10 protein-coding genes are annotated in these 12991 nt (G+C 63.6%); 6 read left to right on the forward strand and 4 right to left on the reverse strand.

Annotation, left to right across the window (positions count from 1 at the left end; genetic code table 11):
* Nucleotides 1-2418, forward strand: coding sequence for a DNA topoisomerase (ATP-hydrolyzing) subunit B (gene gyrB / locus V0R59_RS09930; protein WP_330072903.1), 2418 nt, complete (start codon nt 1-3; stop codon nt 2416-2418).
* 89 nt (nt 2419-2507) lie between these two features.
* On the opposite strand, the gene V0R59_RS09935 is transcribed toward gyrB, so the two are convergent.
* Nucleotides 2508-3797, reverse strand: coding sequence for a sigma-54 interaction domain-containing protein (locus V0R59_RS09935; protein WP_330072904.1), 1290 nt, complete (start codon nt 3795-3797; stop codon nt 2508-2510).
* Between the two features lie 243 nt (nt 3798-4040).
* Between V0R59_RS09935 and V0R59_RS09940 the strand changes: the two genes are divergently transcribed.
* The 3 genes from V0R59_RS09940 to V0R59_RS09950 are packed head-to-tail and all read left to right on the forward strand — an operon-like array spanning nt 4041 to nt 7054.
* The gene (locus tag V0R59_RS09940) at nt 4041-4925 is read left to right on the forward strand and encodes an MBL fold metallo-hydrolase (RefSeq protein ID WP_330072905.1); all 885 of its coding nucleotides are present in this window, start codon (nt 4041-4043) and stop codon (nt 4923-4925) included.
* Between the two features lie 39 nt (nt 4926-4964).
* Complete coding sequence (locus V0R59_RS09945) at nt 4965-6236, forward strand: NAD(P)/FAD-dependent oxidoreductase (protein WP_330072906.1); 1272 nt, start codon at nt 4965-4967, stop codon at nt 6234-6236.
* A complete protein-coding gene (locus V0R59_RS09950; RefSeq protein ID WP_330072907.1) occupies nt 6233-7054 on the forward strand; it encodes a sulfite exporter TauE/SafE family protein in 822 nt (273 codons plus the stop codon). The genes V0R59_RS09945 and V0R59_RS09950 overlap by 4 nt, the downstream gene beginning before the upstream one ends.
* On the opposite strand, the gene V0R59_RS09955 is transcribed toward V0R59_RS09950, so the two are convergent.
* Complete coding sequence (locus tag V0R59_RS09955; protein ID WP_330072908.1) at nt 7040-7927, reverse strand: LysR family transcriptional regulator; 888 nt, start codon at nt 7925-7927, stop codon at nt 7040-7042. The genes V0R59_RS09950 and V0R59_RS09955 overlap by 15 nt on opposite strands.
* Nucleotides 7928-8065: 138 nt before the next feature.
* Between V0R59_RS09955 and V0R59_RS09960 the strand changes: the two genes are divergently transcribed.
* Nucleotides 8066-9715 carry a GMC family oxidoreductase gene (locus V0R59_RS09960; protein ID WP_330072909.1) on the forward strand — a complete coding sequence of 550 codons (1650 nt, stop codon included), beginning with the start codon at nt 8066-8068 and terminating at the stop codon, nt 9713-9715.
* Between the two features lie 106 nt (nt 9716-9821).
* The gene (locus tag V0R59_RS09965) at nt 9822-11444 is read left to right on the forward strand and encodes an MFS transporter (protein ID WP_330072910.1); all 1623 of its coding nucleotides are present in this window, start codon (nt 9822-9824) and stop codon (nt 11442-11444) included.
* 174 nt (nt 11445-11618) lie between these two features.
* On the opposite strand, the gene V0R59_RS09970 is transcribed toward V0R59_RS09965, so the two are convergent.
* Nucleotides 11619-12392: a lysophospholipid acyltransferase family protein gene (locus tag V0R59_RS09970; protein WP_330072911.1), complete on the reverse strand. Its 774-nt coding sequence runs from the start codon at nt 12390-12392 to the stop codon at nt 11619-11621.
* 63 nt (nt 12393-12455) lie between these two features.
* The gene (gene gmhB, locus V0R59_RS09975) at nt 12456-12989 is read right to left on the reverse strand and encodes a D-glycero-beta-D-manno-heptose 1,7-bisphosphate 7-phosphatase (protein ID WP_330072912.1); all 534 of its coding nucleotides are present in this window, start codon (nt 12987-12989) and stop codon (nt 12456-12458) included.
* Nucleotides 12990-12991 lie beyond the last annotated feature (2 nt).

Genomic DNA, 12991 nt, shown 5'->3' on the forward strand with positions numbered 1-12991 from the left:
ATGAGCGAAAATCAAACGTACGACTCCTCCAGCATCAAGGTGCTGAAAGGGCTTGATGCCGTACGCAAACGTCCCGGTATGTACATTGGCGACACCGATGATGGTAGCGGCCTGCACCACATGGTGTTCGAGGTGGTCGACAACTCGATCGACGAAGCCCTCGCCGGCCATTGCGACGACATCACCGTAATCATTCACCCTGACGAATCCATCACCGTGCGCGACAACGGTCGCGGCATTCCGGTCGATGTGCACAAAGAAGAAGGGGTTTCCGCGGCAGAGGTCATCATGACCGTTCTCCACGCCGGCGGTAAATTCGACGACAACTCCTACAAGGTTTCCGGCGGTCTGCACGGCGTAGGTGTTTCGGTTGTAAACGCCCTCTCCGAAGAACTGACCCTGACCGTTCGCCGCAGTGGCAAGATCTGGGAGCAGGTCTACGTCCACGGTGTCCCGCAAGCCCCGATGAAGATCGTTGGCGAAAGCGAAACCACCGGTACCCAGATTCACTTCAAGCCTTCGGCAGAAACCTTCAAGAACATCCACTTCAGCTGGGACATCCTGGCCAAGCGGATTCGCGAACTGTCCTTCCTCAATTCCGGTGTCGGCATCCTGCTGAAGGACGAGCGCAGCGGCAAGGACGAATTCTTCCGTTACGAAGGTGGCCTGCGTGCCTTCGTTGAATACCTGAACACCAACAAGACCGCGGTGAACCAGGTGTTCCACTTCAGCGTCCAGCGTGACGATGGCGTGGGCGTCGAGATTGCCCTGCAGTGGAACGACAGCTTCAACGAAAACCTGCTGTGCTTCACCAACAACATTCCGCAGCGCGATGGTGGTACCCACCTGGTGGGCTTCCGTTCGGCGCTGACCCGTAACCTGAACAACTACATCGAACAGGAAGGTCTGGCCAAGAAGAACAAGGTCGCGACCACCGGTGACGATGCCCGTGAAGGCTTGACCGCAATTATCTCGGTCAAGGTACCTGATCCGAAGTTCAGCTCGCAGACCAAGGACAAGCTGGTTTCCTCCGAGGTGAAGACCGCAGTGGAACAGGAGATGGGCAAGTACTTCTCCGACTTCCTCCTGGAAAACCCGAACGAAGCCAAGGCCGTTGTCGGCAAGATGATCGACGCTGCCCGTGCCCGTGAAGCAGCACGTAAAGCGCGAGAAATGACCCGTCGCAAAGGCGCCCTGGATATCGCGGGCCTGCCGGGCAAACTGGCGGACTGCCAGGAGAAAGACCCTGCCCTGTCCGAACTGTACCTGGTGGAGGGTGACTCTGCGGGTGGCTCGGCCAAGCAAGGCCGTAACCGCAAGACCCAGGCGATCCTGCCGTTGAAGGGCAAGATCCTCAACGTCGAGAAAGCCCGCTTCGACAAGATGATCTCGTCGCAGGAAGTCGGCACCCTGATCACCGCGCTGGGCTGCGGTATCGGTCGCGAAGAGTACAACATCGAGAAGCTGCGCTATCACAACATCATCATCATGACCGATGCTGACGTCGACGGTTCGCACATCCGTACCCTGCTGCTGACCTTCTTCTTCCGTCAGTTGCCTGAACTGATCGAGCGCGGCTACATCTACATCGCCCAGCCGCCGCTGTACAAGGTCAAGAAAGGCAAGCAGGAGCAGTACATCAAGGACGACGAGGCCATGGAGGAATACATGACCCAGTCGGCCCTCGAAGACGCGGCCCTGTACCTGAGCGAGTCGGCCCCGGCGATTTCTGGCCCCGCCCTTGAGAGCCTGGTCAACGAGTTCCGTTCGGTGATGAAGACCCTCAAGCGTCTGTCGCGTCTTTATCCACAGGAACTGACCGAGCACCTGCTGTACCTGCCAGCGGTTTCCCTGGAGCAACTGTCCGACCACGGCAAGATGCAGGAATGGCTGGGCAAGTTCCAGGAGCGTCTGAGCGTCAGCGAGAAGTCCGGCCTGCTGTACAAGGCCAGTCTGCGTGAAGATCGCGAGCGCAATGTCTGGCTGCCGGAAGTGGAAATCACTTCCCACGGCCTGGCCAGCTACGTCACCTTCAACCGCGACTTCTTTGGCAGCAACGACTACCGCACCGTCACAGCTCTCGGCGCGCAGCTCGCTTCGCTGCTGGAAGACGGTGCCTACGTCCAGCGTGGTGAGCGCAAGAAGGCGATCAACGAGTTCAAGGAAGGCCTCGACTGGCTGATGACGGAAAGCACCAAGCGTCACACCATCCAGCGATACAAAGGTCTTGGCGAGATGAACCCGGACCAGCTGTGGGAAACCACCATGGACCCGACCGTGCGTCGCATGCTCAAGGTCACCATCGAAGACGCGATCGCTGCCGATCAAATCTTCAACACCCTGATGGGCGACGCGGTGGAACCTCGCCGCGAGTTCATCGAAAGCAATGCCCTGTCGGTGGCTAACCTGGATTTCTGATCCGGGATTCCCGCTCGACAAAAAGGCCAATCCTGCGAAGGGTTGGCCTTTTTTATTGGGGCGTTTTTAAAGATGTTCCACGTGAAACACTAAAGGCCGAGTTCCTTCAAGCGCCGATAGAGGGTGCGCTCACTCAGGCCAAGGTGTTTCGCCAAGTCGCTACGCGATCCTTCGAAGCTTTCCAGTGCATGGGCCAAGCGGCCGCGCTCGTCTTGTCCCCCTCGCCGCTGCGCAACGCTGGCGCCCTCCCCGACAATCTCCGGCGGCAAGTGCTGCACCCGGATAACACCGTCATCGGCAAATAGTCGAGCCCGTTCGAGGATATTGCGCAACTCGCGGATATTGCCCGGGAAGCTATAGGTCTGCAGCAGGTTCAACGCCTGCTTGTCGACCTGCGGTGCAGCGGAGCCGGCGATGCGTTGTAGCAGGGTCTCGATCAGCAGCGGCAGATCCTCCGTCCGTTCCCTCAACGACGGCAAACGAATGGGGAAGCCGCTGATGCGGTAGTAGAGGTCTTCGCGGAACGTCCCCGCCGTCGCCATCTCGCGAAGGGGCTTGTGGGTGGCACAGACCAGACGGAAATCGGAGTGGACGGTACGCAGGCTGCCCACCGGACGGAAACTCCCCGACTCGATCAGGCGCAGCAACTTGACCTGCATCGCCAGCGGCACCTCGCCGATCTCATCGAGGAACAGCGTTCCGCCATGTGCTGCTTCTGCCAGGCCGGTCTTGCGTTGCAGAGCGCCGGTGAAGGCGCCCTTCTCGTAGCCGAACAACTCGCTTTCGAACAGCGACTCGGTCAGCCCGGTACAGTCCACCACCACCAACGGACCCTCGGCGCGCGGACTGCCCAGATGCAGAGCGCGGGCGAACAGCTCCTTGCCTGTACCCGATTCGCCTTGCAGCAATACTGGAATCTGCGCGGGTGCCGCGCGCTGCAACCCTTCCAGTGCGATCTTGAACGCTGCGGAGCGCCCCACCAGTCCATTTTGCTGCGGCTGCGCGGAAGCCATGGTGATGCGGTTCATCCGTTCGACGAAGGCGATCACCAGCCCGTGCTCATCGAGGATCGGCCGCAGTTCCACATCCACATGTTCCGGTCCTCGCGGCGTGTGATGCACATGCAACATGCGCTCGGCGACCCGGCTCTCCCGCGCCTTGCGCATCGGGCAGACCTCCCCCGCCTGATCGCAGGGCACGGCGTAGTGATGAGAGACGCGATGACACTTGGCACCCACCGCTCCTTCGCCGAACTGCCGTTGATAGGCGCCATTGGCGGCAAGGATGTTGTAGTCGGTGTCGAGCACGATCGAGGGTTGCGGGTCGTGTTCGAGATAGGACACCAGCGCCTGGATGGCGGGGTGGGAGATCGGGGTCATGGCTACACCTGGCAGAACGTGCCGCGAGCTTAACCGAAGACCCGGGCACTGCCAAAGACTGCCAAGGTCTGCCAGCGACCTGCCATCTGCCACGGCAGTCGTTGTCTGCCAGATGAGCCAGACTCAATGAAGCCGGGCGCTTTCAAGCACAACGGCAGTGGCATGCATCTTGAAAAACACCGGCAACGACTGATTGGCGCGCCTGCGTGCAAGGCGCCAGCCTGAACCCCGGAGAATGGGCACATGATCATTGGCGGCAACCTCTATGTGGAAGCGCTGTTCGACAGCGTGACCTGGACCATCAGCTACCTGGTGATGGACAACCAGAGCCGGCACTGCGCCCTGATCGACAGCGTCCTCGACTACGATCCCAAGTCCGGTCGCACCGATACCAGCAGCGCCGACCGCCTGATCGCCCGGGTGCGTGACCTCGGCGCCAGCGTGCAGTGGATACTGGAAACCCACGTGCATGCCGATCACCTGTCCGCCGCGGCCTACCTGAAGCAGGCGCTTGGCGGGCAACTGGCGATCGGTAGCCGGATCACCCAGGTGCAGAAGACCTTCGGCAGCCTGTTCAACGCCGGCCCCGGTTTCGCCCGCGATGGCAGCCAGTTCGATGTGCTGCTGGATGACGAAAGCACCTTCGCCATTGGCAACCTTCGCGCCCGCGCCTGGAACACCCCCGGCCATACGCCGGCGTGCATGACCTACCTGATCGAAAGTGCAGGCGAGACCATCGCCTTCGTCGGCGACACCCTGTTCATGCCCGACTACGGCACCGCCCGCTGTGACTTCCCCGGTGCCGATGCCCGCACCCTGTTCCGCTCCATCCAGCGCATCCTCGCCCTGCCCGCCCGGACCCGCCTGTTCATGTGCCACGACTACCTGCCCGGTGGTCGCGAGCTGCGCTACATGACCACTGTGGAAGAACAGCGCGCCAGCAACATCCACATCCGCGAAGGCATCAGCGAAGACGCCTTCGTCACCATGCGCCAGGCCCGCGATGCCACCCTGGAAATGCCGGTGCTGATGCTGCCGGCGGTGCAGATCAACATGCGCAGCGGCCAGTTTCCCGAGCCCGAGGACAATGGCGTGAGCTACCTGAAGATCCCGCTCAACGCCCTCTGAGTCGCCGCACCCCAATCATTATTAGAAAGGATGTACCCCATGCCTGCTGCCTCCTCCTCTGCCAGCCGCCGCGAGGCGGATCACCATGCCGTGCTCGTCATCGGCGCCGGTGCCGCCGGGATCGCCGTCGCCTCCAGCCTGCTGGCGCGTGATCGCTCGTTGGACATCGCCCTAGTCGACCCTGCCGACGTGCACTACTACCAACCCGGCTGGACCATGGTCGGCGGCGGTATTTTCAAGGCTGCCAGCACCGCCCGCACCATGGCCTCTACCATTCCCGCCGGGGTGCGCTGGATCAAGGCCGCAGTCAGCAGCTTCGATCCCGAGGCGCAACGGGTGATCCTCACGGATGGCCGCCGGATGAGTTATCAACAGCTGATTGTCTGCCCCGGCCTGAAGCTCGACTGGAGCGCCGTCGAGGGCCTGGAAGAAACCCTCGGGCGCAATGGCGTCACGTCCAACTACCGCTACGACCTGGCGCCCTACACCTGGGAGCTTGTGCAGAACCTGCGCGAAGGCCGCGCCCTGTTCACCCAGCCACCCATGCCGATCAAGTGTGCGGGTGCACCGCAGAAGGCCATGTACCTGTCCTGCGACCACTGGCTGAGCAATGGCCGGATCGGCCCGGTCCGAGCTCGCTTCTTCAATGCCGGCGCGGTGCTGTTCGGCGTCGCCGACTATGTGCCGGCGCTGATGGAGTATGTCGACCGCTACGCCATCGAGCTCAACTACGTCCACCGCCTGGTAGCCGTCGACGGACCGAACCAGCGCGCCACCTTTATCCGTACATTGCCCGATGGCACTGCGGAGACCGTGGTGGAGCCTTTCGACATGCTGCATGTGGTGCCGCCCCAAGTGGCGCCCGAGGTGATCCGCAACAGCCCGCTGGCCGATACCGGGGGCTGGCTGGATGTCGACCCGTCGACCCTGCGTCACCGTACCTTCGCCAACATCCATGGCCTGGGTGACGTGCTCAACACCGGCAACGCCAAGACCGCCGCCGCCGCGCGCAAGCAGGCCCCAGTGGTGGCGAACAACGTGCTGGCGGCCCTGGGTCGCTTGTCGAAGGTCATGGCCTATGACGGCTATGGCTCCTGTCCGCTGACCGTGGCCCGCGGCAAGATCGTCCTCGCCGAGTTCACCTACGGCGGCAAGCTGGCGCCCAGCTTCCCCGCCTGGCTGCTGGATGGTCGCAAGGCAACGCGCCTGGCCTGGTGGCTGAAGGCGCGGGTACTGCCGCCGCTGTACTGGCGCGGAATGCTCAAGGGCCGTGAATGGCTGGCCAAGCCGGTGCAAGAGGCGCGCTCGTGATGGATCACGATCTGCTGGGCGGCGGGCTGGGTGCCATCGTCGGCCTGATTCTGGCGCTGACGGGCGCTGGCGGTGGGATCCTGGCCGTGCCGCTGCTGGTGTTCGGCCTTGGCTTGAGCATGGTCGAGGCGGCACCGATCGGCTTGCTGGCGGTAGGACTGGCAGCCGCGGTCGGTGCGATCCTCGGCTGGCGCCAAGGCCTGGTGCGTTATCGCGCGGCGTTCTTTATCGCCGCGCTCGGCCTGGTGATGGCTCCGTTCGGCCTGTGGTTGGCGCATCGCCTACCTAACGCACCGCTGGCGCTAGGCTTTTCCGTGGTGCTGGTCTACGCCTGCTCGCGCATGTTCCTCAAGGCTCGCCGCGAGCTGCGCGGAGAGTCGCCCTGTGCCAACCGCAAGCTGCAACCCTGCGTGCTCAACCCGCTGCAGGGGCGACTGCGCTGGACCCTGCCCTGCGCCCGCGCCCTGGCCGTCACCGGCATGCTCAGCGGCTTGCTGTCGGGCTTGCTCGGGGTGGGTGGCGGCTTCGTCATCATTCCCGCGCTGGGTCGCTACACCAACCTGGACATGAAGAGCATGGTGGCGACGTCGCTGGCGGTGATCGCCCTGGTCTCCACCGGCAGCGTGCTGACTGCCAGCCTCAGTGGCGTGATGCACTGGGCGGTCGGTGCACCCTTTGCCATCGGCGCCCTGGTCGGTCTGCTCGGTGGCCGCCAGGTCGCCCGCCATCTGGCCGGGCCACGCCTGCAGCAGGCCTTCGCCGTGGTCGGCATCGGCGCGGCATTGCTGCTGGCGGGCAACACCCTACTCGGCCAGTAGCTCGGCCTGTTCCTCCGCGCACAGCGCCAGCAGGTAGTCCCAGACCACCCGCAGGCGCACCGACTTGTGCAGCTCGCGGCGGGTGCTGATCCAGTAGCTGCGCTGGATCGTCTCGCTGGGCAGGATGCGCACCAGATCGGGGTCGTGGCGGGCCATGTAGTTGGGGAGCACGGCGATGCCCAGCCCCGCCCGCGCGGCATACTGCTGGGCGATCACGCTGGTGCTGCGGAACACCACGTTCGGCGCGCGGCAGAAGCTGTGCAGGAACAGCAGCTCCTGGCTGAACAACAGGTCGTCGACATAGCCGATCCAGCTGTGCCGGGCCAGGTCCTCGCGGCTGTTCAGCGCCGGCGCCCGGGCCAGATAGTCGCGGCTGGCGTAGAGCGCCAGGCGGTAGTCGGTGAGCTTGCGGGTGATCAGCAGGTCGGCGTTGGGCCGTTCCAGGTGAATGCTGATTTCCGCCTCGCGGTTGATGATGCTGACGAAGCGCGGCACCGCCACCAGTTCCACTTCCAGTCCCGGGTAGCGTTCGAACAGCCCGCTCAGACGCGGGGTGAAAAAGACGATGCCGATGCCCTCGGTCACGCCGAGGCGGATCTTGCCCAGTGGCGCGATTGCCTGGGTGATCTCTTCCTGCGCCAGCAGTGCGACGTTCTCCATCGCCTCCGCGTGCTTGAGCAGGGCCTGCCCGGATGGTGTCAGCTCATAGCCCTGGGCATGCTGGACGAACAGCGCGGTGCCCAGGCTCTGCTCGATATTCTCGATATGCCGGGCCACGGTGCTGTGGGTGGTATTGAGGCGCTTGGCGGCGGTGAGCAGGCGCCCGCTGCGCTGGAGTTCGAGAAAAAACCGCAGATCATTCCAGTCGAACATGCTGTTCCCGTTGATCACTGGTGGTGCCGGCGTTGCGTTAAAACGCACAGCGGTTGAGTGAAATCTCTCGTTTTCATCTCGAAAGTAATCAACAACACTGGAGGAAGACAAGAATAAAAATCAGGCGCGAGGTGTGAAATGCCATCAGCCGATCCGTCCTACGACTACGTCATCGTCGGTGCCGGCCCTGCCGGTTGCCTTCTGGCCAACCGCCTGTCCGCCGATCCGTCCTGCCGTGTCGCCCTGCTCGAAGCGGGTGGGCGCGACAACTATCCCTGGATTCACATCCCGGTGGGTTACCTCTACTGCATCGGCAACCCGCGCACCGACTGGTGCTTCAAGACCGAGAACCAGCCCGGTCTCAACGGGCGCAGCCTGGGCTATCCGCGAGGCAAGGTGCTGGGGGGCTGCTCGTCGATCAACGGCATGATCTACATGCGCGGTCAGTCCGGCGACTACGATCGCTGGGCTGAAGAAGGCAATGCCGGCTGGGCCTGGAAGGACGTGCTGCCGCTGTTCAAGGCCAGCGAACGGCACTTTGCCGGCAGCGCGGAATTCCATGGCGGCGAGGGTGAATGGCGGGTTGAGCAGCAACGCTACTCTTGGGCGATCCTCGATGCCTTCCGCGAGGCGGCGGCGCAGCAGGGCATCGCCAGCGTCGACGACTTCAACGGTGGCGACAACCAGGGTTGTGGATATTTCCAGGTCAACCAGAAGGCCGGGGTGCGCTGGAACGCGTCCAAGGCCTTCCTGCGGCCGATCGCCAACCGCCCCAACCTCGATGTGCTGACCGGCGTCGAAGTCGACCGCGTGGTGCTGGAGAGCGGCCGCGCAGTGGCGGTAAGGGGACGCCGGCAAGGTCAGTGGCAAGCGTTCGCCGCGCGCCGGGAGATCCTCCTGTGCGCCGGCTCCGTAGGCTCGCCGGGCATCCTCCAGCGTTCCGGTATCGGCCCGCGGCCGCTGCTGGAGCGTCTCGGCATCGGTGTGCAGCACGAACTGCCGGGCGTCGGCGGCAACCTGCAGGACCACCTGCAACTGCGCCTGATCTACCAGGTGGACAACGTTCGCACCCTCAACCAGGTCGCCAACAGCCTGTTCGGCAAGATGGGCATGGGCCTGCGCTATCTCTACGACCGCAGCGGTCCGCTGGCGATGGCGCCGAGCCAGTTGGGTGCTTTCGTCCGCTCCGGCCCGGAACACGCCTCGCCGAACCTGCAGTACCACGTGCAGCCGCTGTCCCTCGACCGCTTCGGCGAGCCGCTGCATCGCTTCGCCGCGTTCACCGCTTCGGTGTGCAACCTGCGTCCGGTCAGCCGCGGGCGTGTGGATATCCGCTCTGCCGATCCGTCGGTGGCGCCGGTGATCGACCCCAATTACCTCAGCGATGCGCAGGACCTCAAGGTCGCCGCCCAGGCCATCCGCATCACCCGCGCCATCGTCGGCTCCCCTGCCCTTGCGCCGTTCTCGCCACGGGAATACCTGCCCGGCGCGGCGCTGAACAGCGAGGAAGAACTGCAGAAGGCCGCCGGCGCGATCGGCACCACCATCTTCCACCCCGCCGGAACCTGCCGCATGGGCAGCGGTCCGCTGGATGTGGTGGATGCGCAGCTGCGCGTGCACGGCGTCCCCGGCCTGCGGGTCGCGGATGCCTCGATCATGCCGAACATCGTGTCCGGCAATACCTGTTCCCCCACCTTGATGATCGCGGAGAAGGCCGCGCAGCTCATCCGCCAGGGCCATGAGGCCGTCGGCAACCGCAGTGACCGAGCAACGATAACGACGCCCTGAACCCGGGGCGGCGCGCAACAGTGACACCGGCAGCAGTCGACCGGTGTCGACAGTGGACAACAACAATAATCACTGTGCCCCCACAAGGGGCCGAGAGGACAGCACGATGTCGGACACCCTCCAGCAACAGGGCGCGACCGCGACGGCAGGCAGCCGCCGCGAAGAGCGCAAGATCATTTTCGCGTCATCCCTCGGGACAGTTTTCGAGTGGTATGACTTTTTTCTCTACGGGGCCCTGGCCGCCGTCATCAGCAAGCAGTTCTTCGCCGGGGTCAACGACACCACGGCGTTCATCTTCGCGCTGATGGCGTTCGCCGCCGGCTTCCTGGTCCGTCCCTTCGGCGCGCTGGTGTTCGGCCGCCTGGGCGACATGATCGGCCGCAAGTACACGTTCCTGGTGACCATCGTCCTCATGGGCCTGTCGACCTTCGCCGTCGGCCTGCTGCCCACCTACGCCAGCATCGGCATCGCCGCGCCGATCATCCTGGTGGTGCTGCGCATGCTCCAGGGCCTGGCCCTGGGCGGTGAGTACGGCGGTGCGGCCACTTACGTGGCGGAACACGCACCGCCCGGCAAGCGCGGTTTCCACACCGGCTTCATCCAGTCCACCGCGACCCTCGGCCTGCTTCTTTCGCTGCTCGTGGTGCTGGGTAGCCGCTACATCAGCGGCGACCAGTTCGAGACCTGGGGCTGGCGCCTGCCCTTCCTGCTGTCCATCGTGCTGCTGGCGATCTCCACCTGGATCCGCATGAGCATGCATGAATCGCCGGCCTTCGTGAAAATGAAGGCCCAGGGCAAGGTCAGCAAGTCGCCGATCCGCGAGTCGTTCACCTCCTGGCCGAACCTCAAGGTGGTGCTCACCGCGCTGTTCAGCATCAACGCCGGGCAGGCGGTGACCTTCTACACCGCGCAGTTCTACGTGCTGTTCTTCATGACCCAGATGCTCAAGATGGACCCGGCCCAGGCCAACACCCTGCTGATCATCAGCGTGGTGATCGGCGCGCCGTTCTTCGTCTTCTTCGGCTGGCTGTCGGACCGCATCGGGCGCAAGCCGATCCTGATGCTCGGCCTGCTCCTGGCCACCGTGCTGTACTTCCCGCTGTTCAAGGCCCTCAGCCATTACGCCAACCCGCAGATCGACGCTGCCAGCCGGCAGTCGCCCATCGTGGTGATGGCCGATCCGGCCGCCTGTACCTTCCAGTTCGACCCTGTGGGTAAAGCCCGTTTCGACAGTCCGTGCGACAAGGTCAAGACCTTCCTGGTCAAGCAGGGCCTGCCGTACAGCTCGCAGTCGCTGCCGGCCGGCAGCGCGGTGGCGGTGACCATCGGCGAGCAGCGCATCGACGGCTTCGACGAGGCGGCCATGCGGGCGGCCATCGAGAAGGCCGGCTACCCAGCCAAGGCCGATGCTGCCAACGTCAACCAGCCGATGGTGGTGCTGCTGATCGTGGTGATGATCCTTATCGCCACCATGACCTACGGCCCGCTGGCCGCCGTCATGGTCGAACTGTTCCCGACCCGCATCCGCTACACCTCGATGTCCCTGCCCTATCACATCGGCAACGGCTGGTTCGGTGGCTTCCTGCCCACGGTGTCGTTCGCCCTGGTGGTGTACACCGGCGATATCTTCTACGGGCTCTGGTATCCAGTGCTGATCACCGGGGTCAGCCTGGTGGTCGGGCTGTTCTGCCTGAAAGAAACCCGCGATGTGGATATCGACAAGGTCTGAAGAAAATCCGGGCACAAAAAAACCGGCGTAACCGCCGGTTTTTTTATTCCGCGAAAAAACTTATGCACGATTTACATGAAGCAGTCATACACAGAAATATGTATATGAATTAACTACTTAGCGCTGTTTTTCGCGAGTGATCCAAATATTGTCAACAAGTTATCCACAGAACGCTCAGGCTACCGACGAGGTTTCGCTCGACGCCGGTTGCGCCGGCAGCGAACCCATCTCGCGCTGGGTCTTTTCGTTCCACGCGGCGGCGCGATCGTTGAGCTCCGCAATGGCCCGTGGACCACTGCCCTCAGCCCACATCGGTTCGCCAATTACCACCTCGATGGTGCCGGCGCGCTTGCCCCAGCCTTCCTTCGGCCAGTACTTGCCGGCGTTGTGGGCGATCGGTAGGACCGGCAGCTCGGCGTTTACCGCCAGCGCCGCGCCGCTGCGGGAGAACTTGCCGATCTGGCCGAAGGGCACGCGGGTGCCTTCCGGGAAGATCAGCACCCAGGTGTGTTCCTTGAGCAACTTGTCGCCCTTGCTGGCGACCTGCTTGAGGGCGACCTTGGGGTTGTCGCGGTCGATGGCGATGGGCCGCAGCATGGCCATCGCCCAGCCGAAGAACGGCACGTACAGCAATTCGCGCTTGAGCACCTGGCTCAAGGGCTGGAAATAGGCGGAGAGGAAGAAGGTCTCCCAGGTGCTCTGGTGGTTCGACACGATCACGCAGGGGCGCTCGGGGATGTGCTCGGCGCCGGTCACCTTGACCTTGATGCCGAGGAACAGCCGCACCAGCACCAGTGCGAAACGGCACCAGTACACGTTGATGAAGCGATAACGGATACGGAAAGGCAGGAAAGGCGCGACAAAGAAACTCAGCGAGCACCAGAGCAGCGCACTGGTCCCCAGCAGCACATAGAAGAGTGCAATTCTGATCGCCTGCAGGATCGACATAGCGGCTTGTACCGTTGCGGGGAGCACCCGCCTTAGCAAGAACGCGCCCATGAGGCGGGCGCGCTATTTGTGGATAAGTTCTCTGGCGAGGGTGGCCAGGTCGTCGAAAACCAGTGTATCCGGCGGCACGCCTTTGGCGAGGGTCTTTTCGCCCTTGCCGGTGCGCACCAGGACCGGTTGTGCATCGACGGCCTTCGCGGCCTCCAGGTCACCCGGACTGTCACCGACGAACCACACGCCGGTCAGGCCGACGCCGTAGTGTCCGGCGATCTGCCGCAGCATCCCCGGCTTGGGCTTGCGGCAATCGCAGCCATCGTCCGGCCCGTGCGGGCAGTGGACGATCAGGCCGACCTCGCCGCCGAGCCCGGCCACCAGCTCGCGCAGGCGCGCGTGCATGGCGTCGAGGGTCGACAGCGGGTAATAGCCGCGGGCGATGCCGGACTGGTTGGTGGCGACCGCCACCGTCCAGCCCGCCTGGCTCAACTGCGCGATGGCCTCGATCGAGCCGGGAATCGGAATCCATTCGTCCAGCGACTTGATGTAGGCGTCGGAGTCCTGGTTGATCACTCCGTCACGATCGAGAATCAGCAGTTTCAAGG

This window comes from Pseudomonas ulcerans, assembly GCF_036324125.1.
Classification (GTDB): Bacteria; Pseudomonadota; Gammaproteobacteria; order Pseudomonadales; family Pseudomonadaceae; genus Aquipseudomonas; species Aquipseudomonas ulcerans.

Bases quoted from the DNA above. Each gene is read 5' to 3' on its own strand.
- V0R59_RS09945 (WP_330072906.1), top strand. From the start codon at position 4,965: ATGCCTGCTGCCTCCTCCTCTGCCAGCCGCCGCGAGGCGGATCACCAT.
- V0R59_RS09960 (WP_330072909.1), top strand. From the start codon at position 8,066: ATGCCATCAGCCGATCCGTCCTACGACTACGTCATCGTCGGTGCCGGC.
- V0R59_RS09940 (WP_330072905.1), top strand. From the start codon at position 4,041: ATGATCATTGGCGGCAACCTCTATGTGGAAGCGCTGTTCGACAGCGTG.
- gyrB (WP_330072903.1), top strand. From the start codon at position 1: ATGAGCGAAAATCAAACGTACGACTCCTCCAGCATCAAGGTGCTGAAA.
- V0R59_RS09955 (WP_330072908.1), bottom strand. From the start codon at position 7,927: ATGTTCGACTGGAATGATCTGCGGTTTTTTCTCGAACTCCAGCGCAGC.
- V0R59_RS09965 (WP_330072910.1), top strand. From the start codon at position 9,822: ATGTCGGACACCCTCCAGCAACAGGGCGCGACCGCGACGGCAGGCAGC.
- V0R59_RS09935 (WP_330072904.1), bottom strand. From the start codon at position 3,797: ATGACCCCGATCTCCCACCCCGCCATCCAGGCGCTGGTGTCCTATCTC.
- V0R59_RS09970 (WP_330072911.1), bottom strand. From the start codon at position 12,392: ATGTCGATCCTGCAGGCGATCAGAATTGCACTCTTCTATGTGCTGCTG.